The organism is Leucothrix arctica (assembly GCF_003172895.1).
Classification (GTDB): Bacteria; Pseudomonadota; Gammaproteobacteria; order Thiotrichales; family Thiotrichaceae; genus Leucothrix; species Leucothrix arctica.
On sequence record NZ_QGKL01000042.1, the window covers coordinates 703,801 to 725,640 of the forward strand.

The following is a 21,840-nucleotide window of genomic DNA, read 5'->3' on the forward strand; positions in this document are numbered from 1 at the left end:
AGGACAATAACAAAAATAATGCGAGCGTTATAAAATGGGGAAACTAGGCTTAGTTAAAGCCCGGCACTTGGTATCTAGAACAGGTATGGGTGCAGAATGGGCAACTATCCAACGATATAAAAACTTAACAATGAACGACGCTGTCGCTCATACGCTAAGTTATGTCGACTACACACTTCCAAGACCACCAAGAACGTCGTCTTGGACAAAAACTGTTGGAAACCGAAAGTCAGTCAGCAGACAGCGCAACATGATGCGCATGTCGAAAAATGAAGGTGCCGCACTACAAACCTGGTGGGCGAATCATATGCTGACAACCAAAACACCATTCCTTGAGCGAATGACACTGTTTTGGAGTAACCACTTTCCGTCTACCATCGCAGGCACAAAGCAACCGAGCGCACTGTATCATCAAAATGTGATGCTCCGTAAAAATGCACTGGGTAACTACGGCAACATGTTAATGGCCGTATCGAAAGACCCTGCAATGCTTATTTACCTTGATGGTTACAGCAACATTAAAGACGATCCAAATGAAAACTTTGCGCGTGAAGTACTAGAGCTGTTCACCATGGGTGGCACAGTTTACTACTCTGAAAACGACATCAAAAACGCTGCACGTGCTTTTACTGGCTGGAGCATTGATGATCGCACGGGTAAGTTCATTAATCGTCCAGAGCAACATGATACGGGTGTTAAAACCTTTATGGGTAAGCGTGGCAACTTTAACGGCGACGATATCCTTAAGATTTTGTTACAACACCCGCGCACAGCAGAAACTATTGCTGAGAAAATGTGGAAAGAGTTCATCAACACGTCGCGACCAAACCCTGGTTATACACGTAAATGGGCACACATTTTCCGCACATCAAATTACGACATCAAAACACTGCTCACAGCCGTGTTAACGAGTGATGTATTTTGGCATCCGGCAAATATGGGTGGACTGATCAAGTCACCCGTAGAGCTTGCGATCGGTACCATGAGAACGCTTCCATACCGTCTACGTAAAAACAACCTTGCACATAACTTATCGTTAATGGGTCAGTCGTTGTTTGCTCAGCCAAGTGTTAAAGGCTGGGATGGCGGTGAGTCATGGATCAGTACACAATCATTAATGCGCCGAAGCGGCCTAATGACCAATTTAACCCGCGGTAACTTGCGAGGGAAACACGACCCGCTATTCATGAGGCATATGCCTGAGTGTAGCGACGAGGAGCTTATGGCGTGGTTAATACCTGTTAAGCCACTGCATCCCCTCCCAACACAGCCTGGTCGTCAACGTCTCGTTAGAGCGTTAGTACTAGACCCTGCTTATCAAGTTAGTTAACTGCTGAGGTATATATTATGGATCGTAGAGAATTTTTAAAATACTCAAGTCTAATGTCAGCAGCTGGACTAGCACCTGAGTTAGCATTTTCGGCAAATGGCAGTATTCCTGAAAAAATCGTTGTTTTAGTTGAACTAAAAGGCGGTAATGATGGTTTCAATACACTGGTACCTTATAGAGACCCAGCGTACAAAAAACTGCGCCCGACTATCCACATTCCTGAAAAGCGCGTACTAACGCTTGCTCAAGGCAATATGGGTATGCACCCTAACCTGACCGAACTGATGAAAGTTTGGAATCAAGGTGATATGGCATGGGTTCAAGGCCTAGGCTATCAGGGTGCTGTGTTGTCCCACTTCCGCTCAATGGATATTTGGGATTCAGGCTCGAACGCCAACCAATTCATCTCGGATGGCTGGTTGTCGCAAGTACTACCTAATTATAAAGCAGGCCTGCATGGCATTTGTGTGAGTCCAGATGGCAGCAGCCTCGGACCGCTTCAAAGCGCAAACATGAATAGTGTTGCTATGCAAAGCCCGCGAATGTTCGTGAACCAATCACGTTCAATACAAGATGTTACCCCCGTAAATTCCACTGCCGCACTGGCCCACCTGACGACGACGCAACATCAGTTATTTCAGGCAGGCCAGCAGCTTCGTGAGAAAATGACTCGTAGCTTAAAGCAGAAAACTAGAAGTAATTCGAAAGGTGCTTTTGGGCACAGCCTAAACTCTGTTGCTCAAATGATTACCGCTGGTATTGATTGCCCTGTTTACAAGGTTACTCAAGATGGTTTTGATATGCACTCTGGTCAAACTGGAAGACATAACAATAACCTTTACCAAGTTAACCATTCGCTAGGTCAATTCGTACACAAGATGAAGCAACAAGGCTTGTGGGATCGTATTGTTATCATGAGTTATTCTGAGTTTGGTCGTCGTGCTGCTGAAAATCGCGCTGGTGGAACCGACCATGGAACAGCTTCTGCCCAGTTTGTTATGGGTGGTGGTATTCGTGGTGGACTCTATGGACAACACCCGAACATGGAACAACTAGATCCTAACGGTAACGTTGCTCATACGACAGACTTCCGTCAAATGTATGCGACGATGGCTCAACGTGTCTGGCGTCAAGGTAATCACCCTTGGCAAGGTCACAAGACCATCCCATTTGTTTGATTAAGTTTTAAGATACGATTTAAAAAGTGCCACATTGTTGGCACTTTTTTTAGCTCAAAAACGCTAAAGATAAGGTATACTTCGCCTTTTTGCATCTTACCTAAAGTGCCATGAATTCTGATCTTAGCCGTCTCCAGCCATACCCCTTCGAAAAGATAGCGATTCTGAAAAAAGGCGTCCAGCCTAACCCAGAACTAACTCCGCTATCATTATCCATTGGTGAACCAAAACATCCGACACCCACTCTCATCTTAGATAGCTTGCGTGAAAGTATTGTTGAGATTGCCAGCTACCCAGGCACGAAAGGCAAACCAGAGCTACGCAAAGCATTTGCTGACTGGTTAATTAAGCGCTTTAACTTGCCAGAGAATGGTGTTGACCAAGAAACACAGACACTGCCAGTAAACGGCACGCGTGAAGCACTGTTTGCAATTACACAATGCCTGATTGAGCGTAAGCCTAATGCCAAGGTGTTAATGCCGAATCCTTTTTATCAGATATATGAAGGCGCAGCATTGTTAGCAGGCGCAGAACCTGTTTACCTAAATTGCACGGAAGAGAATGGCTTTTTACCCGACCTAGATGCAATTGACGAACAAACATGGCAAGACTGCCAACTTTTCTTCATGTGCACACCGGGTAACCCGACAGGCACCGTCGCACCTGCAAGTGAAATCAAAAAGCTACTAGTACTTGCTGAAAAATATGACTTTACTATCGTTTCTGACGAATGCTATTCAGAGATTTATCTAGACGAAAGTAAGCCGCCAATAGGATTACTCGAAGTCGCTCACAGTGTTGGAAATGATGACTACAAACACTGCTTGGTGTTTCATAGTTTATCTAAGCGCTCAAATGCACCGGGCTTACGCTCGGGTTTTGTTGCGGGTAATGCTGCGCTCATTAAAGCTTTCTTATTGTATAGAACGTACCATGGCGGCGCGATGCCTCCACACACCCAAACGACCAGCATCGTTGCATGGGGTGATGAAAAACACGTAGAAGAAAACCGTCGTCTATATCGTGAAAAGTTCGCAGCCGTGTTGGAAATACTATCACCAGTAATGGACATACCGACACCTCACGCGAGCTTCTACCTCTGGGCAAAAACACCTATTGATGATGTGCAATTCACTCGTGACCTCTTCGAACAGCAAAACCTAAATGTTGTTCCTGGCAGCTACCTGTCCTGTGAAGCTAACGGCATTAACCCCGGTAAAAATAGAATTCGTCTAGCACTGGTTGCTGAGACACAGCAGTGCATTGAAGCTGCAAAACGTATTAGAACTTTTATTGAGTCGCTGTAACTACACACAAGCCTTACTCAACTATTTAGCTCAGTATTTAGCATCGTGTACCGCTAGACAGTATACTTTGCCGCAACTATTTAAATAATCAAACAAAGAGAACAGACAATGACAATCAAGCGTATCGGACATCGTTATACAGACTCAAACACTGGAAAAGTACTAGATGTATGGTTCCCACGTTCAAACAAAGAAATCGCACGTAATTGCTTGGCACTTAAAGTGGGCGCAATCAAAAGTGATTTCGTTGTAGTAGAACTAGAAATTAATGATGCACCGAAGTCTGCTGAAGATGCATACCTACGTTTACACCTACTATCTGAGTGTGCGGTACAGCCTAATAAGATCAACCTAGATGGCGTGTTTGGCTTGCTAAACAACGTTGCATGGACATCTGCTGGCCCAGTACTAGCAACAGACGTTGAAAGCCTACGTGAGTTGATTGCTGGCGAAGAACACCACCTAAACGTAACGTCTATCGATAAATTCCCTCGTATGACTGACTACGTGATTCCTGAAGGCGTTCGTATTGGTAATGCTGACCGTGTTCGTCTCGGTGCACACCTTGCATCTGGCACAACCGTTATGCACGAAGGTTTTGTTAACTTCAACGCAGGTACATTAGGTGGCTCAATGGTTGAAGGCCGCATCAGCGCAAGTGTTGTTGTTGGTGACGGTTCTGATATCGGTGGTGGTGCGTCTATCATGGGTACACTGTCTGGCGGTGGTAAGCAGGTTATCTCAATTGGTGAAAGAAACCTATTGGGCGCTAACGCTGGCTTGGGTATTTCGTTGGGTAATGATTGCATTGTTGAAGCAGGTCTATACCTTACTGCTGGAACGAAAGTTAAAGCACCAGATGGCGGCATTGTTGCAGCACGTGACCTTTCAGGTCAGTCAGGCTTGTTATTCCGTCGTAACAGCATCTCTGGTCAAGTAGAAGCATCTGTCAGCAATTCATCTACTTGGGGCGGCTTAAACACTGCGCTTCATAGTAACGACTAAATATTAAATTTATATCGCCTAGGCCGCTATTCTTAAAAGGATAACGGCCTTTTTTACGCTTATTACATTACAGCTTTTACGCTTAATCTAATAATTCGACTGAATAGTCTTGCACTCAAACAAACAAGCTCAAGCCAGCAAGTACAAACCCCACAATGAATACCGTTTCTAAGACGATCAACAATACCGCTTGCCCACCGACATCTAACATTCGGCGTAAAGATGTTTTCATACCAACAGCGGCAATCGCGATCAACAACGCCCAGCGCGATACATCACTGAAAAACTGCGCGACACTTTCTGGTATAAGTCCTAGCGAGTTAATTGTCGCTAATATTAAGAAGCCAATAATAAAACTCGGCACTAGCGGTGGTCGACTACCTTCAGAATTATCTTCAAGCCCTTTAGCGCGTATCACTATAGCAAACAATAAAACGACTGGTGCAAGCATGCACACTCGTATTAACTTTACTAAAGTCGCGGTATCGCCTGTCTCTTGTGACACACTAAAACCCGCACCAACGACTTGGGCGACATCATGAATCGTTCCTCCCAAGAATACCCCTGTTGCAACAGGACTAAGCGCTAAAGATTCTGCAATGATTGGGTAAAGCACCATCGCAAAAGTACTAAGCAAGGTGACGCTTAATACGGTAAAGACCAAGTTGCGCTCTGAGTATTGGTTTTTAGGTAATACTGCAGCGATAGCCATCGCAGCAGAAGCACCACAAATAGCCACAGAACCTCCAGTCAACAGCCCAAGACGCCAGTTTCTACCTAACAGTTTAGCAATCACAAAACCTAGACCAATCGTTAAAAAGACACCGACTATGATCATACCAATGAGCTCAGGCCCTAGGCCCACAATAAGCTCAGCACTAATGCGAACACCTAACAACGCTACCCCAAACCGCAACACTGTTTTTGCGGTAAAACTAATACCATGAACGCAATTACCTTCTTCTGAGAGAAAGTTGAAAGCGATACCTAATAGTAACGCCATGAGCATGGCAGGAGCGCCATAGTGTTCAGAAAAAAACTGTGCTGTCACCGCAACAATGGCAGATACCGCAAAACCAGCAAACAGCTTATTCCACTGAGCCACTCGTTTATCGATAATCGGAGAAATAGTCATGTAGGCGTACCCAATATTACTTAGTTGATTGGAAGAAATAGGAGTACCGACTGCCACAAATAGCTTCATGATTAAGACTGTGCCCTATGAGCAAACACCCTAAACTCCTTCTAAACGCATCATGCGCTTAAGCTTAAACCGCAACCAATGGATATATCTGATATAGGCATAAGCCTAACTAATAAGTAACACTTATCACAAAAACCAATATAATTTATTCCACTCTTGTCAACTAATAATTTTTGTTTTGTGTTGATTTCAGCGTTTGCTTTATAGCTTTAGGGACTTATGCGTGAAGACTGCTTTAGCTCAATCAAAGAAATGATTAGCTGAATGGTGCACAGTAAAGCGGTGATACTATAAATTGCATCACCGCTACTTTACTTGGAATATCTTTAGAGTGACTTTAGTCTAACTGTTTTAAGGCATCGATAATGTCTTGTGGCTCTGAACGTGTACGGTAATCAACATCAACAAAACGCCATGCAACAACACCATCTTGCCCGATGACAAACGTAGCAGGAATCGGGAGTATATTTGCATTTCCGTTATTGATGGCTTCTAGATCAAGTCCACGGTCTACTTTCATGTGCTCTAACAAATACTCAGGCACCTCCCACGCAACACCGTACTCTGACGCAACTTTTGCACTTTGGTCAGACAATACAACAAAGTCCATTCCACTAATTTCATCTTTTGTCAGAGAGTCATCAGGGACTTGAGGGCTAATTGCCACTAACTCAGCACCAAGCGCATTAATGTCGGCTAGACGAGCTTGTAGTGCTTTCAGCTGTAGGTTGCAGTAAGGACACCAGCTACCACGATAAAATGTAACGACTACAGGGCCTTTATTGAGTAATTCAGTTAACGAAACCGACTTACCTTCTGCGCTTGATAGGTTGAAGTCTGGTGTTTTCTGACCCACTTCCAAGGCTTCACTGCCTTGTTGAAAAGCTTTTGCCTTGGCAATCTCCTCATCAACGCCTTTCATAAACTCAGGATTACCTTTGCGCCCTGCTGCCACTTTAGCATCAGTTTGTTCTTTTAAACTTGTCATGTTTTGCCTCTTGTTTGGGTAGCCGTAAATATGTGTATTTAAACGAATATTGAGGTGTTGTAGATGCGGTGATTTAAGCCCCATTCAAATACTTAGTCAAGGCAGAGACACATTTAGCAGCAGTCAAAGAATTACTATCTATTCATGACATTGATGGTACGACTAAGCTTTCGAGCAATGATAAGCCAACTACAATTGCTGTAGTCGGCTTTATTATTTAGCAACCGCAGTCAGAATATTCTGGGAAGTATTCCGTTTGAAGGTCATCATTTACAGCAACAGTACTTGTATCCGTTTCAACGAAAGTGTCAGCACTCGCACTATCTGTCGTCGATGAGTCAGTTTTACTTACTGGCTCATTTGGCACGTCGTAGCCATCTAAAGTCGTCACACCAAAATACGCTTCGACCTTTTTTCTATGACCTAGAACTACATCAGCCCCAGCCGTTAAGTAGTTACCCGTCACACCACCCGTAAGAAGCGCCTTTCGCTCTTGCAAACTATATCCAGCACCATAGGTGTATTGGACATCTTCATCACCCGTGACACCTTCAACTTTAAGCTTATCGATACCTTCGTGAGGTGCGTATGACGCGCTCGCTTGCCAACCACTAACATCACCATCAGTTTCAACGTCAACTGAGCGGTAACCCACTAACACATCTGGCTTCAATGATTTATCGCCAAACGTCCACTGTAGAGCTGCGAATGGATTTTTCTCTTCGACAGAGTAACCCCAAGCGCTACTAGCGAATGTTAGCGTCACTGCGCAAGTTATTAACTTCCATGTTTTCATTACGTCATCCTCTTTCTGAGTTATAGAAATTGCCTGTAATGGCAATTTTCATAGTAGTTCAGAATATTGAGGTGATGATGACGGTTCGACTGCCTAACACGACCTTTCATAGGATTACTAAAACTCGCTCACAGTGTCGGAAGCGACTAGTCTACTTACGCCTTACTTTACTTAGTCGCCAGTTACAAAATAATGATGAATAAAATAAATCTCTCGAACTAGAAAGCTAACTCTAACTTTTAAGCCTTTGTACCTAGTGGTAGGAGTTGGTGAGGAAAAAGCATCAATACCCAAAACTTCTGCCATCATGATTGCACGCTTCATATGCAGTGGTTCACTGACGATAATCGCAGAATTAAGGTTATTTTCCTGTATTATTTTATGGGTGTAGTAGAGGTGTTTCTGGATCGTTCGAGAGTTAACATCCTTTTTTGGAACAAAATGGATGACAATTTAACGCTGCTCATTAATTTTTATTTATCTTCCATACACAGCCTTGTGTCTTTCTTCTAGAGCATTTTCAACAACATCAAATACCGTTATAAACCTAGCACACCACTTAAAAGAGTCAGCCTCTAGTTGTTTAGACCCTAGTCATCATTGTCTGTTTAAATTTGGTAAACACCGTCTTGCTAGAGAAGTGACGCTGACGCTTAATCAATATATGAAGACCTATAATGACCACATTATACAGCGAAACTTAGCGCACTTAACGCCCGTGTAAGCAATGAAAAAGTGGTACCGTGAAAAGCCCGAACTGTTTAGAAAAAGAATTTATGAACAGACGGGTCTTGACACCTACTCGCTAGTAAGTGCGAGAAAAGGTATAAACATCAAACAGCCTACTAAAAGAAATACCCTATAGACGAGCATCACTGTCATTTACAGGTTCTTGAATAATCTAAATTTATGAGTCAAAGTGAACCCTCAGATAAGCCACCAGAACGCTTTCGGTGTTTACCTAAAAGTATCAAAAATAGCGGAAGTAATATCGGTATCCAACTTGGAACCCCTACCCAAAAAATTGGCGTAGGTTTTGCGCTGTTGATATACCAAAAGCCAAGCCGGTTCCAAACTGTAGCAGAGTCAGGAAGTGGCTTAACAGGCTTGAGTAATGCACTCGCAGGGTCGAGCTTTTCTAACTTACGGTTTGGATTCGCACTTGTTTGATGGCTTCCATAACCTACCCAAACCGAACCATGCCCTGTCCAGTTGAGTCGATAGTAGTAATGTAAAACACCTGACTCGACTTGCTGATCGTGGTCTATACCAATGGCGGAGTGATGGGTATAGCTGCTTAGCCAAAGAACGGTAAAAACCAATAAGGACGCATACAGAACAGTGTTATAAATTATTTTCATTTATCGACTATGGAAGCAATTGTTAGCATTTTTAAACTCACCCCGAAGCAGACTCAACCATCGCCTTAATTTTTACTGCTTTCTCAAAATGATCCAACTCATGCGTCTTGATCCACCACTCAGCTGCTTCCATCAACAGCGCAGGATCATCATTTTTATTCGCGAAAAATGCGTAAAAAGACAAGCCAACGTTCGTACCTTTCTTCTCTATCTTTTCATCACACACTTTGATGATTTTCTCTTTTAAGCTCGCTCTCATGTTACTTAACTAACTTTTTGGCAGCGCTACCTTGAGAAAATATTTGAGAACCAACTTTATTGTTAACGGGTTTAACAGGCAATACAGGGACAACAGGCTCCAGAGTGACGCACGTTTCAAGCAATGCCGCTTGCTGCTCTGTGACAGTAAACGGCTGAGCGCTACATGCACCAAGCTGCAAAGTCATACCCGTTGTTCCATCCGGTTTTACTAAAAAGTACCCACTCGTTTTACTTTCTGGTAAACGCGCACACCAACTGGCAATGCAGGAAGTAGTTATGCGCAACTTGGCACCCTTAACCTCTCGCTTTCCAGCTTTATCGCTAATGCTCCCCGTAAACAAATAATCGGCAACGGCTGGGCCTTTACTACCCACCACACCCTGCTTTGTTTCTTGAGAAATAACCTTATCCAAGCGCAACTCGCCATTCACCAACACTGGGTTTTGTTGTGACTCTTGCATCAACTGACACATCTGAACAGGGTCAGGTCGCATACAACTCAATGCGTGAGCTTGGTAGCTTGTCATTAAAAGTATAGTACCTACAAAAGCACTGGCAGTTTTACGCTGGATATTCATAATTATTTCCTCTTTTATTAAAGCACTACGTAACTATTTAACGTCCGCATCAACGTCTTTCTAAACTTGTAAAACTTCATCATCTCATCAAACAAAATGATGCTAAACACCATCAATAATGGCGCATCCAAATAGATCAACAACGCCCCCGTTGGCAATGCAATCAGCCATAACGTCACGAAGTTTATTCTCACAATACTGTAACTCTCACCCATCGCCCTGATCATGTTTCCACAGAACATATTACTCGTACGGAAGATTGGAATAAGTATGTATGAAGGCGCGATAATAGCCAATGCTGTGATCGTTTCAGGTGACAAATTATTGTAAATATGCGGAAGCGACTGACTAAACAGGAAGTAACAAAACATCATGACAATAGACATGAGTGTTGCAACAAGACTCGACTGCAACACAAAAGGTTTGATGCTTTTCACATCCCCTTTACCGATAAACTGACTCACAAAAATGGTGCTAGCTTTGGCCCAGGAGTTTACAAATAAACCACCGATTTTTATCCAAGGCATGATCAAAGTGATCGCTGCAAAAGCAGAGACTGACAGCTGTGCAAACAACACTTGGAACATCATTTGTCCCGTTAATAACACTGCAAAATTAGAGACAACGGGTGTCACTTCAAGCAGGTGTAACTTAGTGGCAGCATAGTTAACCGCACCAAAACCACCGACGCGTCCTTTATCCACTTCTTGCTTAAAACGGTACGCCAAGTAACCAAAACGAATGAAAATTGCAGCAACACTTCCCCAAGCCGCGCCAGCTAACCCCATCTCTGGTGCGCCCCATAAACCATAAATCAGTATTGCGCTGCACACGACATTAAACGGTATTTCCAATAAGAAACCGTAAAGGGGGATGCGGGTGTTTTTATAAGAGTTGAAGTACACCACGATCACTTGAGAGAACGATGAAAATATCAGTAAGCACAACGATATTTCAATATAACTAGTGGCCTGCACCGCAACCGATTCATCGGCAATAATGGCTCTAACCAACGGGTCTGCACCGAATAATAGCAGCAACATTGCCAGCAATGAAAAGGCCAGATTAACGATCCATGCCGCGGCTACTTCTACACCGACTTTTTTAATATCACCAGCACCGATAGCACGCGATAAAACAAACTGCGTGCCGCTCGCGATGGCAACTTGAATACCTATAATAAAGGTAACAATCGCGCCAGCAACACCGAAGGCCGCTAACGACACCTCGCCCAATGACGCAATTAGAAGGAGATCAATAAGAGTGACTGACTGTAATAAAACCGCATTGAAAGCCATTGGCCATGCGAGTGAAGTTATGTCGAATACTGTTTTTCTGGTGAGGTTTTTGAAGGCTTGCATGTTGTTCCGAGGTCTTAGCTGTTTAACACGTAGAGAGAATAATGCCCCTCTTAAAGCGCAAATCACAACCTAATTTGACGATTACCTCACCTATGGCTTCAAATTATCAACACCTTACAGCACTCACAACAAGTAAGCTGCTTAGCCTAGTATTACGCCAATCTATTAAATGACAACCTTAGCGCTATCGAGCGTCACTTCTTTTCCGTTGTTTTCTAAAAAATCGATACGGCTAAGTAACGGAATACGGTTAGAAGCAATATCAGCAATAGTTACTTCATCAAGTACATCCATAAATGCGTTAGTCGCTTCTTGAATTTTCTTAGATAGCTTACAAATACCAATCAATGGGCAGGTATTTTCCTCAGGATTAAAGCACTCAACAATATCTAACGGCCCTTCTGTTAGCCGAATAATGTCGCCGACAATAATCTCTTCAGCTGGACGGTTTAAACGAAACCCACCACCGCGGCCACGCACTGTCTCTAAGTAGCCAGCTTTACCCAGCTGATGAACTACCTTAACAATGTTTGGACGCGACACGCTGTGAATAAACGCCACATCATCAACCCGCACAAGCTCTGGACTTTTGAGCGCAGCCAACTGCAAGCAACGCATTGCATAATTGGTATAGCTGGTTAACTTCATCAAAAATCCTCCCCACCTTTTTAGAATATTTATTCTTGCACTTATAAAGTATATATTAAATATACCTTATAATATAACTAAGCAGCCTAACCAAACTGGCCAAAAGCCTTACGCCTAGCCGTAAAAACTACTTTCATTGATTACTCATGATTCACCATTAACTACACAAGCAATATTTATAATGGGTCTCAAGCAATAACCTCTTATTTGTTGATGCTATCAAGGGTGGATTTGAAAATACATTTATAATATCTCTAGATTCTCTGAAGCCCATACTACAACCCACAAGGGTACACTTCACGGTGATAACACTACTAAAATTTAAGTAACAGTTTATCATCAGATACTTTATAAGAGTTGTCTGATTCCAACTTAAAGCTATATTTAAAATATTACTTTAAATTGCGATTAGCTTACAAAATTCAAATTAAACTTTAATGAGTACTTAATTATGTTGGACACATTCACAGCGGAGACTCTTGCGCGGATACAGTTCGCGTTTACCATCTCCTTTCATATTATTTTTCCCGCCTTCTCGATTGGTGTGGCCAGTTACTTGGCTGTGCTAAATGGTCTATGGCTAAAAACTCGAAATCAAACCTATCTTCAATTATTTAATTATTGGAAAAAAATCTTTGCCGTTGCCTTTGGAATGGGTGTTGTTTCAGGCATCGTTATGTCCTACCAATTTGGCACCAACTGGTCCGTGTTTGCTGAAAAAACAGGCCCTGTCCTCGGTCCACTCATGGCGTATGAAGTGCTCTCCGCATTCTTCCTAGAAGCGGGTTTCTTGGGTGTCGCCTTGTTTGGACGAGAGCGTGTTGGCGATAAACTACACATGTTTGCCGTTGCGATGGTTGCGTTTGGAACCTTGCTCTCAGCCACTTGGATATTATCCGTTAACTCTTGGATGCAAACACCCGCGGGTTACAGCATCAATGAGCTTGGACAATTCATTCCAGAAGATTGGTGGCAAATAGTTTTTAACCCATCATTTCCGTACCGCTTGGTACACATGGTATTAGCCGCATACCTGACGACTGCGTTGGTTGTCGGTGGTGTCGGTGCATTACACCTGTTACGCAACAAAGCTGACGCTGCTGCACGCAAAATGTTTTCTATGGCAATGTGGATGCTCATTATTGTTGCCCCGCTACAGATTACCGTCGGCGACTTTCACGGAATCAATACTTTGGAGCACCAACCCGTCAAAGTTATGGCAATGGAGGGACATTATGACAGTCACCCTGACGGCGCTCCGCTCATATTATTTGGCATACCAAACGCTGAAGAAAAGCGTATCGACTACGCTATTCAGATACCTAAACTCTCGAGTTTAATTTTGAAGCATGACTTAAATGCACCGCTAGCAGGACTAGATACTATTCCAGATGAGGACGAACCACCTGTTGTTATCGTTTTCTGGAGTTTCCGCATTATGGTTGCATTAGGATTTGCCATGTTAGGGCTAGGCGTATGGAGCCTTTGGAGACGTCTTCGTGGAAAACTATACGATGACTCATGGCTAAAACGCGCAGCCATTGTGATGGCACCCATGGGGTTTGTGGCAGTGCTAGCAGGCTGGGTCACCACTGAAGTAGGACGCCAACCCTTTACGGTTTACGGGCTGCTTCGCACATCAGACAGCTTAGCGCCTGTCGCAGCACCCGCAGTAGCAGCGTCTCTAATCGCATTTATTATCGTGTACTTCTTTGTATTTGGTGCAGGTACGTTCTATATCTTACGCATGATGAACAAAAACGCATCAACACCACACCTTGGTTTAAAAGATGGCCCTATCCGTACGGCTAGTCCGTCATTAGTCGCAACAATTGGTTCAGATGACGCATCAGGAGATAAGCATGGACATTGAATTATCATTTATTTGGGCGATCATCATCGCGTTTGCGGTACTCACTTATGTGATGTTAGATGGTTTTGATCTCGGCATTGGTATCCTGTTTCCATTCGCTGACTCCGAGCAAGACAAGTCAGTCATGATGAACAGTATCGCCCCAGTCTGGGATGGCAATGAGACCTGGTTAGTGTTGGGTGGCGGTGGGCTGTTCGCAGTTTTCCCGCTAGCCTACGCGGTCATTATGCCAGCATTGTATATGCCTATTACCTTGATGTTGCTAGCACTGATATTTCGTGGCGTAGCGTTTGAATATCGCTGGAGAACCGTCTCTTGGAAACCGGTGTGGGACGCAGCTTTTTTTGGTGGCTCAATCGTCGCTGCATTCACCCAAGGAATCGCGTTAGGGGCAATGGTACAAGGCATCAAAGTCGTGGACCGTGCTTACGCTGGCGGTTGGTGGGATTGGTTAACGCCATTCTCAATACTCACTGGTTTTGCCGTTATTGTGGGTTATGGCTTACTTGGTTCAACATGGTTAATCCTTAAAACAGAAGGTGAGCTACAGTCTAAAATGCGAGGTTATGCAAAATGGTTAGGCATAGGCACCTTAGGGTTCCTTGGTCTCGTCAGCATACTCACGCCTTTTCAGGACGCCGCCTACTTCCAACGTTGGTTCAGTTTACCAGGCAGTATCTTTAGCGTACTTGTGCCGAGCTTAGTGGGACTGTGTACTTGGTTACTCTTCACAGGACTGAAAAACAAAAAGGAAATACAGCCTTTTCTAGCGTCTTTGAGTCTGTTTATCCTTAGCTTTATCGGTATTGTTATTAGCTTTTATCCCAATATCGTTCCGCCAAGTCTAACGATTGTGGAAGCAGCTGCGCCAGACTCTAGTTTGAAATTTACATTAGCGGGTACGATATTTTTAGTACCACTTATTTTGATTTACACCGCGTATTCTTACTGGGTATTTAGAGGTAAGGTAAATCCTGACGAGGGCTATCACTAATGGCTAACAAACAATCAAAGCAGCTAGTGTGGTTTATTGCCTTATGGGTTGCTGGCGTCGTTGTACTTAGCGTTGTTGCTATGGCTATCAAAATGGTAGTTCTGTAGTAAACAAAGTCATTCACTTTATATAAGCACCTGAGACCGACTAATGAGGCACTTTTTATTTAATTAAGAAGTGCCTCAGTATTTTCTAGCACGTTATAAATTAACCTTTAGTCACACTCTACCCACCCTTACTAAGCACTGATATTATGTGCTCGCAGTTCAAGAGGACCGCTTCAAATTGATCTGTAAAATTATTTTCTAAGTCATTCCATAATCATTATAACTGCCCTATTCAAGGTTAGGTGTTGTGCCTACCTAGGGCCAAACTCAAAGTAATTAACTATGAATTCTAACAAATCTCGCATCGGTACTATCCTGCTACTTTTAGCAGTCGTTGCACTTTTGGCTATAGCAGTAATGATGTGCGGCGCACGTTTTGGTCTTTGGGAGCCAGTCGTTGGCTTCGGTATGGTTCGTACTTACATGAATCCTATTGGTTATGCCGTGACTGGTTTAAGCATTTTAGGGTTTATATACCTCGTTGTGTGCGGCAAGGAAGGCGTGCTTAAAGCCATTATCGCGAGCTTCATTGGTCTAGGTCTTCTTACACCAATGATACTGTCATTCGTTAATCCACCCGTTCACGCACCAGCGATACATGACATAACGACCAATACTACTAACCCACCCTTATTTTTAGTACTGGATGAAACACGTCCGGGCGCACGAAACACACTTGAGTACGGTGGCCCTGACATTGCAGCACAACAAAAGAAAACTTACCCTGACGTCGCTCCGATTCAATCTAAGCTAGCAGCAAGCGATGCTTTCACAGAAGCACTTCGTGTGGGTCAAGCAATGGGTTGGGAAATCGTCGCACAAGACAAAGAAGCGTTACGCTTTGAGGCAACAGCACGTACCCCTGTATATCAATTTGCGGATGACGTGGTGGTTGTAGTCACTGCAGAAGGCGCAGCAAGTCGCGTTGATATCAGAAGTGTCTCTCGTATTGGACGTGGAGATAGAGGGGCTAATGCTGCCCGTATCATGGACTTTATTGGACGTTTTGCTAAGTGATCATCAGAATTCTTTGCTGACAACTTCTCCATCTCTGACAAGCTAATACACCGCATAATCGAAAGAACTTAACAAAAAAAGCCCCAACAACCTAATGTTGGGGCTTTCACCGAGCAACCTTCATCGCCATCAATATTTTGTAGTTGTTAGCTAAGTTTACTTAACCTTCCCAACCGACCAAAAGAAAGTTTCCCCAGAGCTATCATCCACACCATCATTGTCCGTAGAAACAAACATTTCTCCAGTCACATCAACTGCTAACCCCTCAACTTTATCCTGCACATAACCATTAAATGACTTCAAATCAGGCACTAAATCACGCACCAACGCCTTCTTAACAACAGGCAGCTGACCACCGAGCTTCGCAGGCTTCATATCCGCCAATGCAACTTTATAGATCCTCTTAGTGACTGCCGCATCACCAAGCTGATTATCACGCTCAATTATATAAGCATAATCACCATGTGCCGTTATCTCAGAAAGTCCAACCCAGCCCTGCTTAGACTGAGCGACAGGATAGTGAACCGCACCCCACTCCTCAGTTTTAGTATTGTAAGCCACCAATTTCACATGGTGCTTAGGGTCATCTTTCCACTCACGCTGCACCGCCATCCACAGTGTGTCGCCAACCTTAGTGATACCCTCAAAACCAAAGCGCTTCTCAACCTCCATCAACGCTGTAGGTAAACCCACTTCAGCAGTAATCTCGCCTTTAGCGTTAACGTTATATAGCGCATGAGGAATCTCACGGTCAGAACGACCTTCCGAAGCAATCCAGAAGCCGCCCTTACCGTCTGAAGTAATTCCTTCCATATCTAACTTCTGAGCGGGTAACCCGTCACGCGTCACAAGAATTGCGTTAGTAATTAGTGCTGGTTTTTGCGTTGCATTAATCTCAAAAATCGTAGGCTGCATACTATAAAAACTGTCATTTACGGCATAAACCTTGCCAGACTGTTTAGCGTCAGCAACCATGCCTGAAATCGCACCCCAACCAATTAACTCATCCGCACCTGCCGAGGTTAATTGTGGGTAGTTCGCTGGCGCATCCTGATATTGATAAACCATTACATGAGCACGTACACCGCCATCCTCGACAAGGTCTTTCTCGTTAGCCGTCACCAACAAATTACGTGAAGGAATCGCAACCACGCCCTCTGGCGCAATACCAGATGGCAACATCTGCTTTAACACTGGCTTTGCAGGGTTACTCATGTCGTAAACTGCAACCGCTGAACCACGCTCAGAGCCAATAAAGGCTAGAGTCTTACCCTCAAAAACACCTGTTTCAGCAGACTCAGGCTCGCCACCTTTTTTGCCCGAACGCTTTTCAGGATAGTGACCAATCTGTACTAACGCATGCTCAAAGGTAGAGTTACTTTCATAAACAACTGAGCCGTCTTTATTAAACACTGTCCAGCTTCGTGAACCACCTTTGTAGTCGCCTTCATTTGCCGTTATGAAGTGCTCATCATCCATCCATTTTACTGAGTCAGGCTCACGTAAACGGCCTTTTTGTGTCTTATCAAACGTCAATGCACCATCACGTTTAAGATCTACTTCCACGAGATCAACGCTACCCGCTGAGAAGTGCTTCATCACCTTGCCGTCTTTATCGAGAATGACTATGTGGTTGTTCTCTTGAAGCGTGACCACGGTTTCACCAAGCCCATTAATTGACACAAACTCTGGCTCTGGGTCGGTTGGAGCAACCTCTGAAAGCCCTGTTAGGTCTATCACCTTTTTAGAGCCGCAATTAATTCTGTCATCTGCAACGGTAAACATCACCACGTTACCCGCTGGCATCTGTGGCATTTCACCATCGTTTAAGTCTTCGTCTCGCTCATTTTCAATCGCAACAACAACGAAAGTTCCGTCTTTAGCCACAGCAACCGAGTCTGGCTGCCCTCCAATATCACACCGTGCTAGTTCCTCTTTGGTTGTTATATCGATAACTTTCAGCATACCTGAAGGTTTTACGTAGCTCTCTGAAGTGTTCACGCCTACAAAAGCGTTATTACCAATAAGCGCAACCGATGTTGGCTCGCCACCTAATGAGATATTACCTAATGGCTTGGGTGAATTTGCATCGGTTAAGTCGATTAGACCTAAAGATTCTAACGGGCTATCCGTATAAACCAGTGTCATACCGTCTGCTGTTACTGCAATAATTTCTGGTGAGGTTTCACGCTTAGTATCCTCACCAGCCGCCATATTAGTTGGCGTTGCGAATGATGCGATACGATTGAAATTCATTTCTGCCATTGCAGGTGCAGAAGCGATAAGTGCGGCGACGGAACATGCCGAAAGAAGTGTGCGAATCATAGTTAGCCCAAGTTGTTAAATTTGACGGTAACATACAAAGGATATGTGACAAGGTAATGACACAATAAAAAATACCCCTATTCGGCAAAACCAAATAAGGGCACTTTCGGTTTACATCAGGTAACTAGATTAACGCTCTTCTGATTGGTAATACCATTTATCACTATCAATCAATCCACCAGTGAAATCATCATAAACACCACCGCTGGTGCTGAACTCATCTAAGTGAACTGTGATGAGGCCACTGTCATCAACTTTCGTGACATTGTAAGCTTCAACTCTGAATCTAACGCTTTGAAATAGAGCTGGGTTAAACGTATAACCACCAGCTGCAACAACTTCTTCGTTTGAGGTAAAACTAGCAAGTGGTGTACTACCTACTTCAACACCATCAATACTAAAGTCAAAGGATGAAGAATCACTATCCCAAGCCATTTCCATTGTGTGGTTACCTGTGAAGTCTGTATCAAGTGTTACCGTTTCAATCACTTCAACCTCAGTAACAAGCTCACTTGCCAAGATAAACCTTGCTGTTACTTCTTCGCCGTAATAGCGCAAACGTAAAGACACTGAAAGACTAAGATCCTCATTATTTGGGAACTGATAATAAGCGTACATACGTGTTTCCAAGCCTGCGCTACTATCTACTCCACGTTGAAGGGATGTTGCTGATTCATCAATCTTAAACGTTGCCTTAAACGAGCTAGGTGCCTCAGTGTCAACATCATCTGTTAGAAGTCTAGTTCTGTAGTCATCTTCAATCTCTATACCATAGCCCTCATTCGCAGCAATATCAGAAGCATAATGCTTTTGTGCGACAAGCTTAGCGGTATTCGCAGGTGCATTATCATTCGCAAAAACACGATCCAAATAGTTTCTACGTGCACTATCTTCATCCTCTGCTTCGTTACTAATAGCTAACTGATTATTGACGACTTCATAGCCTGGCTCATACACATCACAATTATCACCCTCTTCTAACACTTCGCAGTCTAAACCGAAGCGATTGTATTGCTTTTCAGAAATTACCTTTATTTCAGTTTTACCCTCATTAACCAAAGTAGTGTAAGTACCTACGTCTAAATTAGTATCGTAATCATCACCCTCTGACCCATAGTCGACGTAAAAGAAGTAACCAGCACTAGTAGCGCTTCCCTTAGTAAAGAATAGTAAATTTTTTGCGTCACGGTTCTCCCATAAACCATCAATAGGTGAGTCCGTTGCTTCTAGCTTATCAAAGCCAAAATCACCATCTTCTGGCACTGAAAAGACTAACTGTCCTTCATCAGAAAAGGAATAACCCCAAACTCCGGGCTCTATACCATTAGACCCATCGCAAAGCACGCCTCTATCTTCATCACAAGTAAGCGCATACCCATCATTATTTTCACGAGTAACAAAAGTTATACTACCGTCGGTGGCAGTGTAAGTACCGTACTCAAAACCTTCTGAACCATTTACCTCTTCCCACTGCATAGCTAGGTAACGACCATCAGGCAAAAAGTGAAAGATTACCGCTTCTTCACCTGTTAACTGCCATGAGCCAGTTAGTGTATTAAACGTGACACCACTATCTGCAAGCGTATCTTCAAAATGAGCAACTGCCTCAGCAGCACTAACAAGCTCTGTCGGCTCATCATCTTGACCACCACTAGTAATCAACGTTTGAACTGATGCTGAAAAGTCTTCGTCTGAAACATTAAATGAATCAATCGGACTAGCAACTGCTTTTGCAGTATCTGTAATCTCAATCCCGTTACTTGGGTCTCCATCCTTGTCCAATGTTTGAAGCAAGCGAATCATATTCACTGCTTCGGTATCATTAGGGTCATCAGTATCTGCAATATCTAACGGTGTTACCGTCGCGGCAGCAGCCACGGGCGGAAACTCTAAAGCACCAATTGAGAAGACAACAGTCTCTCCCGCTTCGTAATCGTATTTACCATCGATATCTGTTACGCCAGACCTAGTTTCAACATCACCGTCAAAGGTTTTATAGTCGATGTTAGCAACGGGGCTATCTAAAAAAACCCCCGTCAATGTGGGTGGGTCTATGATTTCAACTTCATCACTCGAATTACTACTACCTCCGCAACCATGTAACAACAAAGCTGCTGTGATCAAAGCAATATGTTTTGATAATTTCCTCTGTCTCATGTTCTCTCCTTGTATCTATTGAGGGATTCCTCAATACCAAGTAACAAATGAAAATAGAAAACTTAAGGGGTAGTTATTAAAAATATTTTATTTATTCGGATTTTGCCAATCGCTAGCAACACGAAAGCCATACAAATTACTTCTATCGTGAATTGCTCCCTTACTACGAATCGCTGAACGAATACCTGCTGCATTCATATCCCAGGAGCCACCGCGACGGACTTTTTGACTGTTATTATTGCAAACTTCCCAAGCACTACCATCCACCGGTGCACCATCATAAGTATCGTGCCAGCAGTCTTGAACCCATTCCCAAAGATTCCCAGAGGTATCTTGCACGGAGAACTTATTAGCAGGAAATTGACCAACAGGTGAAGCAAACTTCCATAGGTCCTTGCCAGATTCACCGCTATAGTTCGCCTGATTATTGTTAGCGACAGAGCCCCAATGATAAGCTGTCGCCTTACCGCCTCGAGCAGCGTGCTCCCACTCTGATTCAGAAGGTAGACGGTAGCTTGTCTTGGTTTCTTTACTTAGCCATGCAATATAGTTTTGAGCATCACTCCAACTCACGCATGTAACAGGATAGCTATCATCTTGATAATAGCCCGGTGACTCCCACGTCAGTTCTGGCTTCATCACAAAAGGACCTCCAGGCTTAGTTGTATCTTCATGTACACAACCTCTATTTTCCCGCTCCGCATCGGTAATGTACTTAGCCGCAGCGATAAACTTTCTAAACTGGCCGTAAGTCACTTCATGCTGTGATATTAGAAAAGGCTCAACCGTAACAGCGTGTGGAGGAAACTCGGTGGGCCTACAGCCACCAGCAAGGTCGTCCCAACCCTTAGAGCATCCCTTGTTAGTAACACCACCCGGTATTAACAACATATTAGGCAAAGTGCCTACATTTTCATTTTCATTCAGAGCAGGATAATCAGAGAAGTTTAAATGTGAATGATCTGCCAACTCCGACTCAGAGGTTCTGTTACCCACACCATAAGTCAGCAGCAATGCGTAAACAGAAAGTCCACCAATTAAAATGCCCACACCATACGTTTTAAAAACATTTCGCCAAGAAGTACCACCTCTGCGTTTTGCTTCTTCAACCGTTCTTCTATAAATGACTCTCGCTTCTTCTGCGGAGATTGTGTCTAGGTACTCATCATCGACGCTATTAACCGCCGTGACCTCATCACGCGTCAGTAAATAACTCCGTATTTTGGCAGCATTGATATGATTTTTATTATCGGCATCAGGCGCTATCTCGCCATGCAGAACTTTGTACCACTGCTCTTTATCATCCTTGGCGATTAATGTTTGATCTTGATCATTATCTTTTTGCGACAT

General features: G+C 43.7%; 19 protein-coding genes. 7 read left to right on the top strand and 12 right to left on the bottom strand.

Features of this window, described 5'->3' with window-relative positions:
- The first annotated feature begins 34 nt into the window (after positions 1-34).
- The 4 genes from DKT75_RS20315 to DKT75_RS20330 all read left to right on the top strand — a co-directional run bounded on the left by DKT75_RS20315 (position 35) and on the right by DKT75_RS20330 (position 4,820).
- Positions 35-1,330 carry a DUF1800 domain-containing protein gene (locus tag DKT75_RS20315; protein WP_109826436.1) on the top strand — a complete coding sequence of 432 codons (1,296 nt, stop codon included), beginning with the start codon at positions 35-37 and terminating at the stop codon, positions 1,328-1,330.
- 17 nt (positions 1,331-1,347) lie between these two features.
- Positions 1,348-2,508 (top strand): DUF1501 domain-containing protein, encoded by a 1,161-nt coding sequence (locus DKT75_RS20320; protein WP_109826438.1) that lies wholly within the window; start codon positions 1,348-1,350, stop codon positions 2,506-2,508.
- A gap of 110 nt (positions 2,509-2,618) precedes the next feature.
- On the top strand, positions 2,619-3,815 hold the full coding sequence (gene dapC / locus DKT75_RS20325) for a succinyldiaminopimelate transaminase (RefSeq protein ID WP_109826440.1): 1,197 nt from the start codon (positions 2,619-2,621) through the stop codon (positions 3,813-3,815).
- A 108-nt stretch (positions 3,816-3,923) separates the two neighbouring features.
- On the top strand, positions 3,924-4,820 hold the full coding sequence (locus DKT75_RS20330; protein ID WP_109826442.1) for a tetrahydrodipicolinate N-succinyltransferase N-terminal domain-containing protein: 897 nt from the start codon (positions 3,924-3,926) through the stop codon (positions 4,818-4,820).
- 115 nt (positions 4,821-4,935) lie between these two features.
- Here the strand turns inward: DKT75_RS20330 and DKT75_RS20335 are convergent, their stop codons facing one another.
- The 9 genes from DKT75_RS20335 to DKT75_RS20375 all read right to left on the bottom strand — a co-directional run bounded on the left by DKT75_RS20335 (position 4,936) and on the right by DKT75_RS20375 (position 12,017).
- A complete protein-coding gene (locus tag DKT75_RS20335; RefSeq protein ID WP_211665506.1) occupies positions 4,936-6,024 on the bottom strand; it encodes a YeiH family protein in 1,089 nt (362 codons plus the stop codon).
- A gap of 337 nt (positions 6,025-6,361) precedes the next feature.
- Positions 6,362-7,012 carry a peroxiredoxin-like family protein gene (locus DKT75_RS20340; protein WP_109826444.1) on the bottom strand — a complete coding sequence of 217 codons (651 nt, stop codon included), beginning with the start codon at positions 7,010-7,012 and terminating at the stop codon, positions 6,362-6,364.
- Positions 7,013-7,229: 217 nt separating this feature from the next.
- The gene (locus DKT75_RS20345) at positions 7,230-7,808 is read right to left on the bottom strand and encodes a hypothetical protein (RefSeq protein WP_109826446.1); all 579 of its coding nucleotides are present in this window, start codon (positions 7,806-7,808) and stop codon (positions 7,230-7,232) included.
- A 171-nt stretch (positions 7,809-7,979) separates the two neighbouring features.
- Positions 7,980-8,261 (bottom strand): YdcF family protein, encoded by a 282-nt coding sequence (locus tag DKT75_RS22565; RefSeq protein ID WP_109826448.1) that lies wholly within the window; start codon positions 8,259-8,261, stop codon positions 7,980-7,982.
- Positions 8,262-8,722: 461 nt separating this feature from the next.
- A complete protein-coding gene (locus DKT75_RS20355; RefSeq protein ID WP_109826450.1) occupies positions 8,723-9,169 on the bottom strand; it encodes a hypothetical protein in 447 nt (148 codons plus the stop codon).
- 37 nt (positions 9,170-9,206) lie between these two features.
- Complete coding sequence (locus DKT75_RS20360; RefSeq protein ID WP_109826452.1) at positions 9,207-9,428, bottom strand: DUF6500 family protein; 222 nt, start codon at positions 9,426-9,428, stop codon at positions 9,207-9,209.
- 1 nt (position 9,429) lies between these two features.
- On the bottom strand, positions 9,430-10,008 hold the full coding sequence (locus DKT75_RS20365) for a hypothetical protein (RefSeq protein ID WP_109826454.1): 579 nt from the start codon (positions 10,006-10,008) through the stop codon (positions 9,430-9,432).
- 17 nt (positions 10,009-10,025) lie between these two features.
- On the bottom strand, positions 10,026-11,369 hold the full coding sequence (locus tag DKT75_RS20370) for an MATE family efflux transporter (protein ID WP_109826456.1): 1,344 nt from the start codon (positions 11,367-11,369) through the stop codon (positions 10,026-10,028).
- 165 nt (positions 11,370-11,534) lie between these two features.
- Positions 11,535-12,017 carry an RrF2 family transcriptional regulator gene (locus tag DKT75_RS20375; protein WP_109826458.1) on the bottom strand — a complete coding sequence of 161 codons (483 nt, stop codon included), beginning with the start codon at positions 12,015-12,017 and terminating at the stop codon, positions 11,535-11,537.
- 451 nt (positions 12,018-12,468) lie between these two features.
- Between DKT75_RS20375 and DKT75_RS20380 the strand changes: the two genes are divergently transcribed.
- The 3 genes from DKT75_RS20380 to DKT75_RS20390 all read left to right on the top strand — a co-directional run bounded on the left by DKT75_RS20380 (position 12,469) and on the right by DKT75_RS20390 (position 16,008).
- Positions 12,469-13,890 carry a cytochrome ubiquinol oxidase subunit I gene (locus DKT75_RS20380; RefSeq protein ID WP_109826460.1) on the top strand — a complete coding sequence of 474 codons (1,422 nt, stop codon included), beginning with the start codon at positions 12,469-12,471 and terminating at the stop codon, positions 13,888-13,890.
- Positions 13,880-14,884, top strand: a complete 1,005-nt coding sequence (gene cydB / locus DKT75_RS20385; protein WP_109826462.1) for a cytochrome d ubiquinol oxidase subunit II — start codon at positions 13,880-13,882, stop codon at positions 14,882-14,884. The genes DKT75_RS20380 and cydB overlap by 11 nt, the downstream gene beginning before the upstream one ends.
- Before the next feature lie 389 nt (positions 14,885-15,273).
- Positions 15,274-16,008, top strand: coding sequence for a DUF1499 domain-containing protein (locus DKT75_RS20390; RefSeq protein ID WP_109826464.1), 735 nt, complete (start codon positions 15,274-15,276; stop codon positions 16,006-16,008).
- A gap of 156 nt (positions 16,009-16,164) precedes the next feature.
- Here the strand turns inward: DKT75_RS20390 and DKT75_RS20395 are convergent, their stop codons facing one another.
- From DKT75_RS20395 to DKT75_RS20405, 3 genes are all read right to left on the bottom strand, one after another.
- Positions 16,165-18,333, bottom strand: coding sequence for an esterase-like activity of phytase family protein (locus tag DKT75_RS20395; protein WP_109826466.1), 2,169 nt, complete (start codon positions 18,331-18,333; stop codon positions 16,165-16,167).
- A 129-nt stretch (positions 18,334-18,462) separates the two neighbouring features.
- Positions 18,463-20,490: a hypothetical protein gene (locus tag DKT75_RS20400; RefSeq protein ID WP_109826468.1), complete on the bottom strand. Its 2,028-nt coding sequence runs from the start codon at positions 20,488-20,490 to the stop codon at positions 18,463-18,465.
- 87 nt (positions 20,491-20,577) lie between these two features.
- Entirely contained in the window at positions 20,578-21,840 is a 1,263-nt protein-coding gene (locus DKT75_RS20405) for a formylglycine-generating enzyme family protein (protein ID WP_109826470.1), read from the bottom strand.